This window comes from Acinetobacter sp. CY81 (assembly GCF_059515925.1).
In genome coordinates this window covers 79,214-96,087 of record NZ_JCAKNC010000012.1, presented here as the reverse complement: position 1 = coordinate 96,087, position 16,874 = coordinate 79,214, and the positions used below count along the sequence as shown (strand labels likewise).

The following is a 16,874-nucleotide window of genomic DNA, read 5'->3' as shown; positions in this document are numbered from 1 at the left end:
AAACGACTGTTTGGGGTTGTATAGTCAAGTAATTAAGTGCATGTGGTGGATGCCTTGGCAGTCAGAGGCGATGAAAGACGTAATAGCCTGCGATAAGCTCCGGGGAGGCGGCAAATATCCTGTGATCCGGAGATTTCTGAATGGGGAAACCCACCTGTCATAAGGCAGGTATCGTATGATGAATACATAGTCATACGAGGCGAACGAGGGGAAGTGAAACATCTCAGTACCCTTAGGAAAAGAAATCAATTGAGATTCCCTTAGTAGCGGCGAGCGAACGGGGAAAAGCCCATTAAGTCATATAAGTTCTAGTGGAATGCTCTGGGAAGTGCAACCGTAGTGGGTGATAGTCCTGTACACGAAAGGGCTTATATGATGATGTCGAGTAGGGCGGGGCACGTGAAACCTTGTCTGAATATGGGGGGACCATCCTCCAAGGCTAAATACTCCTGACTGACCGATAGTGAACCAGTACCGTGAGGGAAAGGCGAAAAGAACCCCTGTGAGGGGAGTGAAATAGATCCTGAAACCGCATGCATACAAGCAGTGGGAGCCGGCATTGAGTCCGGTGACTGCGTACCTTTTGTATAATGGGTCAGCGACTTACATTCAGTAGCAAGGTTAACCGAATAGGGGAGCCGTAGAGAAATCGAGTCTTAATAGGGCGTTTAGTTGCTGGGTGTAGACCCGAAACCAGGCGATCTATCCATGAGCAGGTTGAAGGTTGGGTAACACTAACTGGAGGACCGAACCCACTGTCGTTGAAAAGCCAGGGGATGACTTGTGGATAGGGGTGAAAGGCTAATCAAGCCTGGTGATAGCTGGTTCTCCCCGAAAGCTATTTAGGTAGCGCCTCGGACGAATACCATTGGGGGTAGAGCACTGTTTCGGCTAGGGGGTCATCCCGACTTACCAAACCGATGCAAACTCCGAATACCAATGAGTACTATCCGGGAGACAGACTGCGGGTGCTAACGTCCGTAGTCAAGAGGAAAACAATCCAGACCGCCAGCTAAGGCCCCAAAATCATAGTTAAGTGGGAAACGATGTGGGAAGGCATAGACAGCTAGGAGGTTGGCTTAGAAGCAGCCACCCTTTAAAGAAAGCGTAATAGCTCACTAGTCGAGTCGGCCTGCGCGGAAGATGTAACGGGGCTAAAACTATGTGCCGAAGCTGCGGATTTGCAATTTATTGCAAGTGGTAGGGGAGCGTTCTGTAAGCCGATGAAGGTGTATTGAGAAGTATGCTGGAGGTATCAGAAGTGCGAATGCTGACGTGAGTAACGACAAAGCGAGTGAAAAACTCGCTCGCTGAAAGACCAAGGGTTCCAGTCCAACGTTAATCGGGGCTGGGTGAGTCGACCCCTAAGGCGAGGCCGAAAGGCGTAGTCGATGGGAAATTGGTTAATATTCCAATACTTCTGTGTAATGCGATGAGAGGACGGAGAAGGTTAAGTCAGCCTGGCGTTGGTTGTCCAGGTGGAAGGTTGTAGGCATGTATCTTAGGCAAATCCGGGGTACTCTATGCTGAGAACTGATAGCAAGCTGCACTTGTGCAGTGAAGTGGCTGATACCATACTTCCAGGAAAAGTCTCTAAGCTCCAGTTACACAGGAATCGTACCCGAAACCGACACAGGTGGTCAGGTCGAGTAGACCAAAGCGCTTGAGAGAACTCTGCTGAAGGAACTAGGCAAAATGGTACCGTAACTTCGGGAGAAGGTACGCTGTCGACGGTGATGGAATTTACTTCCTGAGCGGTTGACAGCCACAGAAACCAGGCCCCTGCAACTGTTTATTAAAAACATAGCACTCTGCAAACACGAAAGTGGACGTATAGGGTGTGATGCCTGCCCGGTGCTGGAAGGTTAATTGATGGGGTTAGCGTAAGCGAAGCTCTTGATCGAAGCCCCAGTAAACGGCGGCCGTAACTATAACGGTCCTAAGGTAGCGAAATTCCTTGTCGGGTAAGTTCCGACCTGCACGAATGGCATAATGATGGGGGCGCTGTCTCCAGCAGAGACTCAGTGAAATCGAATTCGCCGTGAAGATGCGGTGTACCCGCGGCTAGACGGAAAGACCCCGTGAACCTTTACTGCAGCTTGACATTGAACTTTGATCTTACTTGTGTAGGATAGGTGGGAGGCTTTGAAACTCGGACGCTAGTTCGAGTGGAGCCAATCTTGAAATACCACCCTGGTAATATTGAGGTTCTAACTCTGCTCCATTATCTGGAGCGAGGACCATGTCTGGTGGGTAGTTTGACTGGGGCGGTCTCCTCCTAAAGAGTAACGGAGGAGTACGAAGGTGCGCTCAGCGTGGTCGGAAATCACGCGTAGAGTATAAAGGCAAAAGCGCGCTTAACTGCGAGACCCACAAGTCGAGCAGGTACGAAAGTAGGTCTTAGTGATCCGGTGGTTCTGTATGGAAGGGCCATCGCTCAACGGATAAAAGGTACTCTGGGGATAACAGGCTGATACCGCCCAAGAGTTCATATCGACGGCGGTGTTTGGCACCTCGATGTCGGCTCATCTCATCCTGGGGCTGAAGCAGGTCCCAAGGGTATGGCTGTTCGCCATTTAAAGAGGTACGCGAGCTGGGTTTAGAACGTCGTGAGACAGTTCGGTCCCTATCTACCGTGGGCGTTGGAAATTTGAGAGGATCTGCTCCTAGTACGAGAGGACCAGAGTGGACGAACCTCTGGTGTACCGGTTGTGACGCCAGTCGCATCGCCGGGTAGCTATGTTCGGAAGGGATAACCGCTGAAAGCATCTAAGCGGGAAGCCTACCTCAAGATAAGATTTCCCAAGGACTATATGTCCTCTAAAGAGCCGTTGAAGACTACAACGTTGATAGGTTGGATGTGGAAGCATAGTGATATGTGAAGCTGACCAATACTAATTACTCGTGAGGCTTGACTATACAACACCCAAACAGTTGTTGTATAAAGCTCAATTGATTCGATATTCATCAAAACAGCTTGATTCAGAAGCCCGTTAGTATGACAATATTCAACTCAGATATAATCTGTTAATAACTCATTTGGTAGAAAGCTCAGGCACTTTATAAGACCTAAGCAAGTATCCATAAACAGTTGTGCTGGCGACAATAGCAAGAGTGAACCACCTGATCCCTTCCCGAACTCAGAAGTGAAACCTCTTTGCGCTGATGGTAGTGTGGGGTTACCCATGTGAGAGTAAGTCATCGCCAGCTCATTATTCCTAAAACACCCTGTCTTAATGAGGCAGGGTGTTTTTTTGTGCGCGGAAGAAAAATGAAAAGAAGAAAGGATCTAGAAGCAGTAGCTCAAAAAAACCTCAAAGAAGAGTTTAAAATATAATCAAAATTATAATTCCTTAGATTAATCAATATTTTAAATAAATTGTAGTAATACATTTTTTGAATAAAAAGCACTAAAAACATCCATTTCTAGACTATCGTTCAATTTAAAAAAAGCACTATTTATGTGAAAGTTATCTCACACACTTTGGTAGCTCAGTGTTGATGAGTAATGCATAAAAATTAAATTCTGCACTGTTCGGATTGCTATCAAATTTCACTGAATTTCGATCTCACAGGAGGTGAGCAATGTCACAGCAAGCAGTGAACGTTAATGACATTATTGACGAAGCAAAATTCACACCATTTCACTTCAATGTTGTTGCTTGGTGTCTACTCATTATCCTGTTTGATGGTTACGATTTAGCTATCAATGGCGTGGTTTTACCGTTGCTAATGGAAGAGTGGGGACTAAGTGCAGTTCAAGCAGGTATGCTCGCAAGTACTGCATTGGCCGGAATGATGTTCGGAGCGATGATTTTTGGCTCTTTGGCAGATAAAATTGGCCGTAAAAAAGTCATTATGATCTGTATCGTATTATTTAGTGGTCTAACCGCTGCAGGTGGGTTTGCATCTAACCCGACTGAATTTGGTATTTTACGTTTCTTAGCAGGTCTTGGGATTGGTGGTGTTATGCCAAACCTTGTTGCTTTAACGTCAGAATATGCTCCACGTAAAATGCGCAGTACTTTAGTGACCACAATGTTTAGTGGTTATGCCGTTGGTGGTGTAATGGCTGCATTATTGGGTTCATGGTTTACTCCAAGTTTTGGTTGGGAAATCATGTTCTTTATCGCGGGTATTCCATTGTTATTGTTACCTGTGATTTGGAAATTCTTACCTGAATCTTTGACTTTTATTGTTAAAGAAAACCGTCAAGCTGAAGCACGCCCAATTGTTGCTAAACTTGCACCTCAGTTGAAAGTTGAACCAACTACAGTATTTGAGCTTCATCATGTTGATGAACCTGAGTCTGCAACGGTTGTTAGTTTGTTCCGTCGTGGTCGTATGGTAAATACCTTGTTATTCTGGACAGCATTCTTTACTTGTCTATTGACGATGTATGCGCTAAGTAGTTGGTTGCCGAAGCTGATGATGGCTGCTGGTTATTCTATGGATAACAGCTTGATGTTCATGATGGTGATGAACGTTGGTGCAGTCGTGGGTATCGTTGGTGGTGGTATTCTTGCCGATCGTTTCCACTTGAAACCTGTATTGATGTTCTTGGGTATTATGGGTGCGATTGTGATGAGCTTGATGGGCTTCATGTCTAATCAGTTCTTGCTATACATCTTGGTATTCTTGGCGGGTGCAGCTTCAATTGGTTCGCAAATGTTGCTTTACAGTTATGTTGCTCAATACTATCCATTGGCTGTACGTTCTACAGGGATTGGTTGGTCGTCTGCAATTGGTCGTATGGGTGCGATTGTCGGTCCAATCATGATTGGTGCGTTACTGGGTATGAATTTACCTGCTCATTTCAACTTTATGGCAGTGGGTTTACCTGTATTGATTACTGCAATCGCTGTTGCGTTAATTATGAGTGAAGATGAGTCTGAGAAGATTAATGCAAGTAAGCCTGCTATAGCAAAAGCTTAAAGAAATTTAGATTAAAAAAGAAGCCTCCGAAAGGGGGCTTTTTTGATAATATAATTTCGAATTTTACTAAATATAAAATATAGGAAATAAATGTCATCGAGACCAGGAACTGTATCAAAAATACTTTGGCATTTTACAGGAGGTCCGCTTTGGGATAATGAAAATAACAAACAATTGAAAGAGTTAAAACCAATAAAAAATGGTTATGCTGCCCTAAATTCAATATTAAATAGCAATGAAATTAGAGTTGGCAATTATGCAGAAATTGTAAAAGTTATAATTCCAATTAAACGTTTTTTTGACTCAAACAGACAGGAACATATTTTTAAAGAAAATTACCCATTAATTATTAGGTCGGCACCGGTTTGTTGTATGGCTGATATTCCTCTTCAGCATATCGCCTAACATGCAAATAGATATGGGAAAATTGCAATAGGTTTTCGTCGAGATGCAGTTTTGAAAGCAGGATTTAATCCAGTGATGTATACGTTAGAGAATTCAGAATTAATTAATAATATTTATAAAGGTTATGATGCTATATCTGATATAGAAAGTAATGTTTGGAGCTTAAATTATGAGTGCGAGGATTTACAGTCTAAGCTAGATGATGAAATTAAAGATCATGATATTTGCACAGATTCATTAGATCGTGAGATTTCATTTTTAGAAGATGCAAGTGAAAATGTGGAAATTGGATATTCAAACCTATTAGCTTATATTAAAACGTTTGATGAATCCGAGTTCGATACTATTTATTGTGAAAGGGAATGGCGTTCTTTAGATAATTTTAAGTTTACAATTGATGATATTGCATTAATTATTTTACCTAAAGATCAAGATGGTTTTAATTTTTACGAAGATTTTATTAAAAAGACAAACTTACCACGATCCATCACAGTAGCTGCTTGGGAGGATCTTATTGAACATTAGAGATCTATATATTAATTCGACATTTTTAGACAATTAAAAATGTGATCAAAGATAAGGAAAATTATGAAACTTAACTCATTCTCCCCAATCCTTGAAGATGATGACGAACTTCATCTTCCTGAACTTGTGTATTGGTCATCAATCGGTGAAATCGCAGAAGTGGAAAAGACTTTAGCCGATGGTACTGACGTGAATCAAACTGATGAAGAAGGCTATAGCGCACTACAAGCTGCCGCTGAAAATGGCTATATCGATGTGGTTAAACTACTTGTAGCTAAAGGTGCGAATGTTAATTACAAAGGTGAATACACCGCATTGCAACTGGCTGAGATGGCAGAGCAAACAGAAATTGTTGATTATTTAAAATCCCTTTGAACCAAAAAAAGAATCACATAGAAAAAGAAAAGCCCATCATCCTGATGGGCTTTTCTTCGTATCGGGTTGTTTAGGTTTAACTCCTGTCTAACCTCACGTCCTGATGCTCAAACATATTATTGTTGTTTTTCGTTTGGGAAACTTCCTGTTTCCTGATGAATTAAGAATAAGAAAAAATAGCGCTTAAGCCTAGACGCAGATAACCGCCTTCGATGTAAGCATTTTCGTACAAAAGTGGCTAAGTTCCTCATTCTTCATAGATCACTTCGATATATTTTTTTCGATAAAAGCAATACTGCTGATTTTCAATTGATCCAACGCTTCTTTCTCTACAGGATAATGCCCACCTTTAGGAAGCATTACCACTTCATGGGGAACACTTAAACGCTTCATGACTTCTTGGCTTAATGCCAAGGGTGTCCAATGATCGAGTTCAGGCTGAGTGAGTAATACAGGACATTGGGTAAATGAAGAAACATGATACGGCGGCTTATAATTCATATAGCTATTTAAAAACTTAATGCTCATGGTATTCCCAGCTGAAGTTTTATCCTTGAGCATGATCTTCAACGCTTGAGGGTCATTGGTGAGTTTTGACATTTTAGAGACCAAAGACATCGGAAGGCTGATATTGCCAAATGGGGTATGCGACGTAATTTTCATGCCCGGTAAGAGAACTGGACTGAGTGGGCTAAAGCGCATGGTACCTTTTTTGACGTCTAAATCTTGTTGATCTAAAAAGGTCATGCCAATGATGCCTTTGATATTTTTATTTTGCATTGCAACGTGTAAGGTGAGCATGCCACCCGCAGACAAACCATACAGGAAAATAGGTCGGTCATCTTTCTTTGATTCTGCATCGACAAAATCATTGACCAATTGAATCCAGTCCTCATAAATAATTTTCGATTTGGAAGGATATTGGGTTAAGCCATATCCGGGTAAATCCAATGACAATGTTTCATAGCCTGCTTTGGCTAAAGGATGACCCAAGACCAAACTTATTTGACGTCCATTGGTGCCGACACCATGTAACAAAATGACTTTTGCTTTTGATTCAGGTCTTGGATAAAAATCAACATGGACTTGATACTCTTTCCAAGGCCAAAAGTATTCTGATGGAAGTTCATTTTCACTGAGCTGATAGGCTTTAGGCATGCGTTGTTGTAATTTTTTCCATGCATCTTGATCTGCATAGGACTTCTGGGGAGATGGGCTTGCCCATGCGATGGACTGAATAAAGACCATAAGAAAGATAAAGAAACGCTTAATCATCAGGGTGAACCCTTTATTTTTTTCTTAAAGCTATGCTTATGTGTTGTATTTATAAATATCTTAAATGACAGCTATTCAAAAAAATGGGTCAATTCAAAGCGTGATTTGATTTAAAGCCTATGATTTTAAAACATAAAGTAAAATCTACCATTTGTCGGATATGGCTCATCTCACTGATTCGAGTAGCGTGGAAAAGTAAATTCGGCAGAAAATTGTTAAATCACTATTTTTGATTGTTTTTTAATCAAGCAAGATGAGGTGAATTCATGGTAAAATACTCGGCTTTCATCTTCTTTGATCTTATTTTTGAGATCATCCATCTGCCAGCCGAGAATTGCTAGCCATGTCTACTGCTTATACTATGCAGACTGCGCCAAAAGCGTTGTTTGATTACGACAAATATTGGGCGTCATGTTTTGACCCTGCGCCATTTTTGCCGATGTCACGCGAGGAAATGGATCAACTCGGTTGGGACAGCTGTGACTTTATTTTGGTCTGTGGCGATGCCTATATTGACCATGCATCTTTTTGCTCAGGTATTATCGGTCGTGTGTTAGAAGCACAGGGCTTTCGTGTGGGTATCATTGCTCAGCCCGATTGGACGAGTGTGGATGCGTTCCGCGTTTTAGGTAAACCGAATATTGCTTGGGGTGTGACCGCAGGTAATATGGATTCGATGATCAACCGTTATACGGCTGACCGTAAAATCCGTTCAGATGATGCATATTCACCAGACAACGTACCGAATAAGCGCCCTGACCGCGCTGCAACTGTGTACTGCCAACGTGTACGTGAAGCTTATCCTGATGTCCCTGTACTTTTAGGTGGTATCGAAGCTTCACTACGTCGTATTGCACATTATGACTATTGGTCTGACAAAGTTCGTCGTTCAGTATTGATGGATTCGAAAGCGGATCTATTGATGTACGGTAACGGTGAGCGCTCGATTACAGAAATCATGCACCGTTTGGCGCGTGGCGAAAAAATTCATGAAATTACAGATGTTCGCGGTACTGCGTTTATCGTGAATAAACTGAACCGACCTTCAAAAGCAAAATTCGTTGAAATTGCATCGAATGACGTGGATACCGTAGGTCGTGTTGATCCGATCATTAACCCTTATGTGATGACGGAAGATTTGGAAGGTTGTGAGATTGAAAAGGGCAAAGACAGCCTGACACAATATCAAGGTTTCCAAAAAGAACCTGTAGCGAATCCGATTGTTCGCGCAGGTGATGATTTAGATGAAAATACCCAAATTGTACAGTTACAACCAGCTTCAAAAGCGATTAAGCATAAGTTGCCGCTACGTGAGTTGGCAGTAATCCGTTTACCTGCTTTTGAAGAAGTGGCAGCTGACCCCGTTTTGTATGCACATACCAACCGTATTTTGCATTTAGAAACCAACCCGGGTAATGCCCGTGCATTGGTGCAAAAACATGGCGAACGTGATGTGTGGTTAAACCCACCACCTATTCCATTGACCACAGAAGAAATGGACTATGTGTTTGACTTGCCTTATGCACGTTTACCACATCCTGCATATGGTGAAGCACGTTTCCCTGCATTTGACATGATTAAGTTCTCTGTAAACATCATGCGTGGATGTTTTGGTGGTTGTACTTTCTGTTCAATCACAGAGCATGAAGGTCGTATTATTCAGAACCGTTCTGAAGAATCAATTCTTCGTGAAGTTGAAAAAATTCGTGATACAGCACCAGGCTTTACCGGCATTATTTCTGACTTAGGTGGTCCAACGGCAAACATGTATCGTTTGCATTGTAATGATCCTGAGATTGAGAAAAACTGTCGTAAGCCATCATGTGTGTTCCCTGGGGTTTGTCAAAACTTACTCACAGATCATGCACCTTTGACGCAACTGTATCGTAAAGCACGTGCGCTTAAAGGCATTAAAAAGATTCTGATTGGTTCTGGTCTGCGCTATGACCTTGCAGTTTTAAACCCAGAATATGTGAAAGAACTAGTAACGCATCATGTTGGCGGTTACTTAAAGATTGCGCCTGAGCATACCGAGAAAGGTCCATTGTCGAAGATGATGAAACCGGGGATCGGTACTTATGATCGTTTCAAACAAATGTTTGATCGTTTCAGTAAAGAAGCAGGTAAAGAGCAGTACTTAATTCCATATTTCATCGCGGCGCATCCGGGTACAACCGACTATGACATGATGAATTTGGCGATTTGGTTGAAGAAGAATGGTTTCCGTGCGGATCAAGTACAAACCTTCTATCCATCACCAATGGCAACTGCAACCACAATGTATTACACAGGTAAAAACCCGCTGTCTAAAGTGGCGCGCTATACCGAAAGTGTTGATATTGTGAAAGGTGAGAAGCGTCGTCGTTTACACAAGGCATTCTTGCGTTATCATGATCCAAACAACTGGCCTTTACTTCGTGAAGCTTTGAAGGAAATGGGGCGTCAGGATCTAATTGGTAATTCGAAGCAGCATTTGATTCCGACCTATCAACCACAAGGTACAGAAGGTCAGTATCAGTCTGCACGTAAGAAAAATTCAACGGTGGGTGGTGATTCTCAGAAGCGTAGTGATCAAAATCAATCACGTCCTTCGAATACCAAGAAACGTCCTGAGCGGGGTCAAATTTTGACTCAGCATACAGGCTTGCCTCCACGTGAAACAGGTGATCGTAAAAAACCATTTGGCGGTTCAAAACCGAAAGCAAATGGCAAATCTAAATCACGTGCGTAATGGTTTAGTTGAGTAAAGAGAGAAAGGATGCTACGGCATCCTTTTTTTGTGGATAACTTTTGTAACAATGTTGATAAGTTTTAATACAGGCTTTGTATCTTGATTAAGCCTAAAAATTTACTAAAACTGCTATAAAGTGGCTGATTTCTATCGGAAAAAAATTGTTTAGTAAGCTATATTTGTTTATAACAGAGTGATTGGGGATGTCACAGTAATGTCATTTAACAATTTTAGGATGAAATCCTTTTCTGATAGTGTTAAAAATAGTAGAACAAGTAAAATTTAGAAGTGTTGATTCAAGGATTGGGTCATTCAATTGTAGATATATTTCTTTTATTTTTAACGGTAAAGTGAGTCAGTTTTGAAGATCTTTAGGATTTAATACAGGAGCTCGATAGTGAGTTTATTGACTGGATTTACGCTTAAATCTTTGTAAATGTATTGAATGAGAGAGATCGCTTCATTGGCTTAAATACAAATTTTATAACAGAAAAATTTAAATAACCAAAAACAAGACTGGTGTTCGAGAACGCCATTCTAAAATGTAGTAACAGCGTTGAATGGATTCAATGTGTGGTCAATAAAGCGTTTTATCAAAAATAAAGCGCACAACAACAATGAATTATAAAAATATGCATAAGGATTGAAACAATGGACATGATGATTGTTGTGAGTGTGATCGCACTCACCATCGTGATGATCGTTGCTTATAACGGATTAAAAGCTAAGCAACCATCGGACAGTATCTTAAGACAGAGAGCTGTATTTAATGCGGACGAGCAAATGACATTTGCTCGGATTAAAGAAATTTTACCTGAAGCAAATGTATTTGCTCACGTTTCATTTGATGCACTATTAACCACTAAATTCCCACGCACACGACGTAAATATGCCAGCATGTTTGCAGATTTTGTGGTGTTGGATCGAGAGTGTCGTGTGGTGGCTGTGATTGCGTTGGGGGATGCACATTTATCAAGGCGTAATCACTCAACTATACAGCAAGATGCTTTATTGGAAGCAGCAGGGTATCGATTGATTCGATATGAGCATGTACCTGAATATCAGCAATTACGAGAAGATTTTTTGACTGAAATTGTTGAAATGCAACATCAGCCTACAGTCAATGTGCCTGAATTGGGGAAGTTTGAAATGTATTCATCTACAGAATTGGCTAAAGCACGCATCTACGGTTAGTTAATATGAGTTAAGATCCGAGCTTGATGAATAGGTCATTGGATGAATACAAAAAATGCATGTTGATACATGCATTTTTTATAAATAAACTTTATTAAAACAAATCAAATCTTTAATTTGAAATGCTTTTTTATTGTGTGTCGGGTTTCACTGCAACAACAGTCAGTTCGACTAATACATTCGGGTCATACAGTTTAGCTTCGACACAGGTGCGTGGAAGGGCTTCGATATCTGCAACCCATGCATCCCAAACTTCATTAAATGCAGCATAGTCTTTTTCAATATCTTTTAAATAGATAGTGACAGACATGATGTGGCTTTTATCTGTTCCTGCATCTGCTAAAAACTGATCGATAATATCAAAGGTTTGTTGCGTCTGACCTTTAATATCTAAACTAAAATCTGAAGCCAATTGACCTGCAAGATGGACTAAACTTCCTGAAATGGCAATTTCTGAAAAGCGTTTTGCGACGTGAAGACGTTGTACAGCCATGTCATTTCTCTTGTTTATTTCTAGATCATTTGAGTTTACGTGAACGATTCAATTATGCAAAGCAGTGCTATTTTGAAGTGATGAAAATTTCATTTTCAAATAGAATTTTGATCTGACTTTGCATAAAAAAGAGAAGGTCATAATAAGCCTTCTCTTTTTCTTGATGCACTTAGATATTTATTCTTTGGTGGTATCTGGCATAGTTGCTGCCACAAGTGCCGTAATAAAACAACCAAGAACAAGATAAAGTGCAACGTATTGCCATGAACCATCACCCCAAATCACCAATGCTGCAGCGATCATTGGTGTAAAGCCACCGCCAATGATACTCGCGACTTGATAACCCACCCCAGCACCGCTGTAACGGTATTCCGTACCAAACAGTGAGGTAAAAATGGGTTGATGGACTGCAACGACCATGTCATGTGCCACATTCGCTAATAAGATCGCGAAGATCACAATGAGCCATGTATTTTGAGCATCTAAAGCCATAAAGAATGGGTAAGCAGACATTGCGCCAATCAGACCACCGACCACACACATACTCTTATGGGTGATTTTATCGGAAATCCATGCAAATAATGGGATACTAAAGCAACTGATTGCACCGACCATCAGGGCAATATTCAGAAAGAACTGTTTATCCATTCCCAAATTATTGGTGGAATAATTCAGTGCAAAATTCGTGACCAAATACATGGTCAAAAGTTCTGCGAAACGTAGTGCAATAATATAAAAAAATGCTTTTGGATTTTGAGTAATCGCTTGAAGGATGGGAAGCTTTTTCGGTTTTTCATCCGCTTCAATTACTTTTTCTACAAATTCTTGTGATTCATCTTGATCACGACGAATCCAAAAAGCTGCGAAGAGTAAAACAGCACTGGCAATAAATGGAATACGCCATGCCCAGTCAGCAAAAGCTTGTTCACCAAAGGTCATAAGTACTAGGGAAACAGAACCCGTAGCAAGGACTAATCCGACACCGTAACCAATTTGAACACCGCTACTGTAAAAGGCTTTTTTTCCTTTTGGGGCATTTTCCACAGCCATCAGTGCTGCGCCACCCCATTCACCACCTACGGCAAAACCTTGTATAGCACGAAGGGTGACCAGTAGGACAGGTGCCCACCAACCAATGGATTCGAAATTAGGAAGTAAGCCTATGCCAACCGTTGCAATGCCCATGAGCAAAACAGTCAGTACCAGCATTTTTTTTCGACCGATACGATCACCAAAATGACCGAATACCACACCGCCTAATGGACGGAATAAGAATCCGACACCAAAAGTTGCGAGCGCAGCGAGTGTGCCCATCGTTGGGTCAATACTTGGAAAAAATTGGTCTTTAAAAATGAGTGCGGCAACAATGCCATAAAGTAAAAAGTCGTACCAGTCGACGACAGCACCAACAAAACTACTGAGCGCAGCTTTACGGGCACGTTGTTCTTGAAGATCAGAAACAGAAGGTGCAGTTTGCATACAAAGAGAGAGCCCATGAGGTATAACAGAGGGCCCTGTAATATTCGGATTGATCGTCACGCCAATCACAGGACTTGAATGCTAAAATTTAAGGTATTTTTTAGCATCTCAGCTGATACATGGGTAATGTATAGCGGGAATTAGATTACCCTAAAAAAATAGATTTGCTATTAATATTTGGTCTAATTTTATTCTTTTGATGAAATTTCAGCCATGTATGCTGTTTATAAAAAGCATTATAAAAAAGAAGCACCGCCACTTGTAACATCTAAATGGGTTACCACAAGTCTAACTGTGCCTGTTCTGTTGAATCAGTTAATTGATAAACACCGATGCCAATTAATCGAAATTGATCATGTTCAGGGACATACATTTCAGATAAAAGCAGCTGTAGGATTTGCTCAAGTTCTTGCATAGATTTAAGCGGATGTTTAAAGCTCTTACTATGTTGTAATACATGGAAATTTTTCAGCTTTAATTTCACTGTGACACCACGGGCTTGAAGCTGTTTCTTGTCTAAATTTGCCCAAACACGTTCGATTAAAGATGACCAATGAATCTGACATTCTTTCAATGTTAGATCTTGATCAAAAGTCGTTTCTTTCGAAATCTGTTGTCTTTGTCGTTCTGCTTGGACAGGACGTTCATCAATGCCTTGCGCATATAGAAACAATTGTTTTCCGTATTTGCCGAAATGATGAATCAACATACTTTGTTCAACTTGTTGTAAATCACCGAGCGTTTTAAGTTGCAGACGTTCAAGTCTTTCTTGAGTGACTTTACCCACACCTGGAATTTTTTTAAGCTCAAGATGTTCGATGAATTGTTGAATTTGATGGGGTTTTACCACAAATATACCGTCGGGTTTATTCCAGTCCGAAGCCACTTTGGCTAAGAATTTATTTGGAGCAACACCTGCCGAAGCGGTTAATCCAGTCTTTGACAATATATCTGCACGGATCTGTATCGCCACTTCTGTTGCACTGGCTAAGCCTTTGAAATTATGCGTAACATCCAAATAAGCTTCATCTAAGGATAATGGTTCAATCAAATCGGTATATTGCCGAAAAATTTCATGAATTTGACGCGATACCTCTTGGTATTTGGGAAAGTTCGGTTCTATGACAACAACCTGAGGACAGCGCTTTTTAGCTTGGCTCATCGACATGGCTGAACGCAGACCAAAAACACGGGCAGGGTAAGATGCAGCACAAATCACAGCACGTGGATGATGCGATGAAACCACAACAGGCAAATGCTTGAGTTCAGGTTGATCCCGAAGTTCAACAGAGGCATAAAATGCATCCATGTCGATATGAATTATTTTTCTCATAAACCTTTATCGCGAAGTATCGCAGATTTGATGATTTTAACTTAAAAGTTGAAGCTAAACTGATTTAGCTATGGTCTAGTCGTGCTGTTGTAAAGGATATGCGACAGGTTGTGTCAAAAGCACGACTTTTGAGTTTTGCTGTTCAGCAGCATTGATCAATTTTCTTAAGCTTTGAGGCGATTGATCTGCGAAATTGGGTAAAAACTCCAACGATTGATTCAGCGGTTTAAAAAAATTGTCCCAATGAATCGGAATAACGACTTTAGGTTGTAATTTTTGCAAGCTTTCAGCCAAATAGTGATTTTGATAGTTTTGATCTTGTTTAGAGAGCTGCGCAATCCCTAAAAATAACGTATCCACTTTCAAACCATCCAATTGATTTGGAATAAACCCTGTACTGGCTTTAACCAAAATTTTTTGATCGCCGTGTTCAATCAAATAATCAAAACTACCGCCTTCCGTAAAGGCTGAGAATTTGGCAGGTAACTGGAGTGGAACTGTAAGTTCTTTCCCTAAGTCATCATTTACAGCTGTAGGTGGGGTATGTGCTGACGGAATCGGAGTCACTTTAAATTGTCCAATCTGAATGCTTTGTTTAGGCTGAGCCAGAATCAACTGCGATTCAGCGATGTCATTATTTGCTCGTGCAATATTCAGTGTAGTTCTAGATCCCACAATTTTAGCTTGTGGTAATAATTCAGATAAATGAGGAATATCAAGTGCATGATCATAATGACTATGTGTCACAAAGATCGCTTGAGTTCGATGTAGTTCGTATTGTTGTTTTAATTGAACAAGTAATGGAAAGTCACCTGAAATTTTGGAACTGAGCACATGCCATAAATCGGGTCGAGTAAAGAATCCATCGATCAGAATTTGATCCTGACCATCATCAAACAGCAGTGTGGACACTCCAAAAAATCGAACCGTTAGCCCTTGATGCGGTGCATCGACATTGGATTGCCAAGCTTGAAAATCAGTGACTTTGCCTGAGGGTTGAAACAAGTAAACGATCACAGCAATCAGGACGATGAACATACTGATCAAGCTGACCACGATGCCTTTTTTGAGTGTCATTTTCATTCCTTTTTAGATGACTTATTTTTAATTATGTTTTGCAAAGATGGTTTTTAAAGTATGGCGACTATATTTATAAGAACATATTTTTAGAGCGATCATATTTAAATTTTAATGACTAAGGTGCCTTATTTTTTTGCTTTTGGCATAGGGTAAATCTGATTTTTCTCAAGAAACATTTGCCATGCATATTCATCGCCGTTGAAGACATTCAGATCAACAGTGGTCGTAATACCTTGAATTGAGCCTTGATTGGTATGTTGCCAAAAGTGCCATTTAGGATCATTTTTGAGTGAAGGCTTGCCTTTGTATTCACGTACCCATAGCGGTGTATTCTGAAATTGATCCACAAGTACGATGTTATAAAATGCTTTGGAAATATAGAAAATAGGTTGCTTGCCATAATGCTGATGTAGGCGATCATGCATCACCTGAATCTCTTTAAGTAACTGTTCTTTAGTGTATTGATTGATACAGTTTTCTTCATACTCCAAATCAATCACAGGTGGCAAAGCATCAGGTTTTTTAGGTACTGAGTCTATAAAATTCTGTGCCTGAATATTGCCATCACGACAAAGTCGGTAAAAGTGATAAGCGCCGACGAGAAATCCATGCTCTCTTGCTTTGAGCCAATTTTCTTGAAATTTACGATCTTTAAAATCACCACCTTCTGTGGCTTTTAAATAGACAAATTTAAACTCTTGTGGAGAGATTCGATTCCACTCAATGTCTTTTTGGTGATGGGAAACGTCAAAACCTTTAATAGGATATTCTTGAGCTGTTGCAGGCTGATGGGGGAAAAACCAGAAAAGAAAAGCGGCCACCATTGCACTGCAAACGCTTAGACCAATGCCGAAAAAATACAGTTTTTGATGATCTTTCTTTTTGATTTTTTTAGCCATGAAGATCTTTTTAGATTCGATGAGGCTTTATCATAACGTGATCTGCATTTAGAAACTATGTTCAGAACTTTATTTGAAAGTTTTGAAATGAACTAAAAGCTCCGCGTCTAATGAAGTACTCAGCTAAAAACCATCAATGCAGTGATTTTG

The 16,874-nt window shown here is 40.7% G+C and carries 11 protein-coding genes, 2 rRNA genes and 1 pseudogene; 8 read left to right on the top strand and 6 right to left on the bottom strand.

Going from position 1 to position 16,874, the window contains the following annotated elements; all coding sequences use genetic code 11:
- The first annotated feature begins 22 nt into the window (after window positions 1–22).
- The 6 genes and pseudogenes from AC5YDM_RS12915 (at window position 23) to AC5YDM_RS12890 (ending at window position 6,240) form a co-directional block, all read left to right on the top strand.
- Window positions 23–2,919, top strand: a 23S ribosomal RNA gene (locus AC5YDM_RS12915).
- A 176-nt stretch (window positions 2,920–3,095) separates the two neighbouring features.
- Window positions 3,096–3,210, top strand: a 5S ribosomal RNA gene (gene rrf, locus AC5YDM_RS12910).
- A gap of 375 nt (window positions 3,211–3,585) precedes the next feature.
- A complete protein-coding gene (locus tag AC5YDM_RS12905) occupies window positions 3,586–4,935 on the top strand; it encodes an aromatic acid/H+ symport family MFS transporter (RefSeq protein WP_496152490.1) in 1,350 nt (449 codons plus the stop codon).
- A gap of 90 nt (window positions 4,936–5,025) precedes the next feature.
- Window positions 5,026–5,340 carry a hypothetical protein gene (locus AC5YDM_RS12900; RefSeq protein WP_496152489.1) on the top strand — a complete coding sequence of 105 codons (315 nt, stop codon included), beginning with the start codon at window positions 5,026–5,028 and terminating at the stop codon, window positions 5,338–5,340.
- 12 nt (window positions 5,341–5,352) lie between these two features.
- Window positions 5,353–5,865 (top strand): annotated as a pseudogene (locus AC5YDM_RS12895) (abortive infection system antitoxin AbiGi family protein); the annotation flags it as partial.
- Window positions 5,866–5,928: 63 nt separating this feature from the next.
- On the top strand, window positions 5,929–6,240 hold the full coding sequence (locus AC5YDM_RS12890; protein ID WP_496152488.1) for an ankyrin repeat domain-containing protein: 312 nt from the start codon (window positions 5,929–5,931) through the stop codon (window positions 6,238–6,240).
- Window positions 6,241–6,501: 261 nt separating this feature from the next.
- On the opposite strand, the gene AC5YDM_RS12885 is transcribed toward AC5YDM_RS12890, so the two are convergent.
- The gene (locus AC5YDM_RS12885; RefSeq protein WP_496152487.1) at window positions 6,502–7,515 is read right to left on the bottom strand and encodes an alpha/beta hydrolase; all 1,014 of its coding nucleotides are present in this window, start codon (window positions 7,513–7,515) and stop codon (window positions 6,502–6,504) included.
- Between the two features lie 343 nt (window positions 7,516–7,858).
- On the opposite strand from AC5YDM_RS12885, the gene AC5YDM_RS12880 reads away from it, so the two are divergent.
- Together AC5YDM_RS12880 and AC5YDM_RS12875 are read left to right on the top strand one after the other, a co-directional pair.
- Window positions 7,859–10,246, top strand: a complete 2,388-nt coding sequence (locus tag AC5YDM_RS12880; protein ID WP_496152486.1) for a YgiQ family radical SAM protein — start codon at window positions 7,859–7,861, stop codon at window positions 10,244–10,246.
- 651 nt (window positions 10,247–10,897) lie between these two features.
- On the top strand, window positions 10,898–11,440 hold the full coding sequence (locus AC5YDM_RS12875) for a DUF2726 domain-containing protein (RefSeq protein WP_496152485.1): 543 nt from the start codon (window positions 10,898–10,900) through the stop codon (window positions 11,438–11,440).
- 130 nt (window positions 11,441–11,570) lie between these two features.
- On the opposite strand, the gene AC5YDM_RS12870 is transcribed toward AC5YDM_RS12875, so the two are convergent.
- From AC5YDM_RS12870 to AC5YDM_RS12850, 5 genes are all read right to left on the bottom strand, one after another.
- Window positions 11,571–11,933 (bottom strand): RidA family protein, encoded by a 363-nt coding sequence (locus AC5YDM_RS12870; protein ID WP_496152484.1) that lies wholly within the window; start codon window positions 11,931–11,933, stop codon window positions 11,571–11,573.
- Window positions 11,934–12,110: 177 nt separating this feature from the next.
- Window positions 12,111–13,412: a shikimate transporter gene (gene shiA / locus AC5YDM_RS12865; protein ID WP_496152483.1), complete on the bottom strand. Its 1,302-nt coding sequence runs from the start codon at window positions 13,410–13,412 to the stop codon at window positions 12,111–12,113.
- Window positions 13,413–13,689: 277 nt separating this feature from the next.
- Window positions 13,690–14,745: a DNA polymerase IV gene (gene dinB / locus AC5YDM_RS12860; protein WP_496152482.1), complete on the bottom strand. Its 1,056-nt coding sequence runs from the start codon at window positions 14,743–14,745 to the stop codon at window positions 13,690–13,692.
- A gap of 75 nt (window positions 14,746–14,820) precedes the next feature.
- A complete protein-coding gene (locus AC5YDM_RS12855; RefSeq protein ID WP_496152481.1) occupies window positions 14,821–15,822 on the bottom strand; it encodes an MBL fold metallo-hydrolase in 1,002 nt (333 codons plus the stop codon).
- A 128-nt stretch (window positions 15,823–15,950) separates the two neighbouring features.
- On the bottom strand, window positions 15,951–16,724 hold the full coding sequence (locus AC5YDM_RS12850; RefSeq protein WP_496152480.1) for a glycoside hydrolase family 25 protein: 774 nt from the start codon (window positions 16,722–16,724) through the stop codon (window positions 15,951–15,953).
- Window positions 16,725–16,874: the final 150 nt, after the last annotated feature.

Excerpts from the sequence above, each read along its gene's own strand:
- AC5YDM_RS12900 (WP_496152489.1), top strand. The coding sequence starts at position 5,026 with ATGTCATCGAGACCAGGAACTGTATCAAAAATACTTTGGCATTTTACA.
- AC5YDM_RS12870 (WP_496152484.1), bottom strand. The coding sequence starts at position 11,933 with ATGGCTGTACAACGTCTTCACGTCGCAAAACGCTTTTCAGAAATTGCC.
- dinB (WP_496152482.1), bottom strand. The coding sequence starts at position 14,745 with ATGAGAAAAATAATTCATATCGACATGGATGCATTTTATGCCTCTGTT.
- AC5YDM_RS12885 (WP_496152487.1), bottom strand. The coding sequence starts at position 7,515 with ATGATTAAGCGTTTCTTTATCTTTCTTATGGTCTTTATTCAGTCCATC.
- AC5YDM_RS12850 (WP_496152480.1), bottom strand. The coding sequence starts at position 16,724 with ATGGCTAAAAAAATCAAAAAGAAAGATCATCAAAAACTGTATTTTTTC.
- AC5YDM_RS12875 (WP_496152485.1), top strand. The coding sequence starts at position 10,898 with ATGGACATGATGATTGTTGTGAGTGTGATCGCACTCACCATCGTGATG.
- AC5YDM_RS12880 (WP_496152486.1), top strand. The coding sequence starts at position 7,859 with ATGTCTACTGCTTATACTATGCAGACTGCGCCAAAAGCGTTGTTTGAT.
- AC5YDM_RS12855 (WP_496152481.1), bottom strand. The coding sequence starts at position 15,822 with ATGACACTCAAAAAAGGCATCGTGGTCAGCTTGATCAGTATGTTCATC.
- shiA (WP_496152483.1), bottom strand. The coding sequence starts at position 13,412 with ATGCAAACTGCACCTTCTGTTTCTGATCTTCAAGAACAACGTGCCCGT.
- AC5YDM_RS12890 (WP_496152488.1), top strand. The coding sequence starts at position 5,929 with ATGAAACTTAACTCATTCTCCCCAATCCTTGAAGATGATGACGAACTT.
- AC5YDM_RS12905 (WP_496152490.1), top strand. The coding sequence starts at position 3,586 with ATGTCACAGCAAGCAGTGAACGTTAATGACATTATTGACGAAGCAAAA.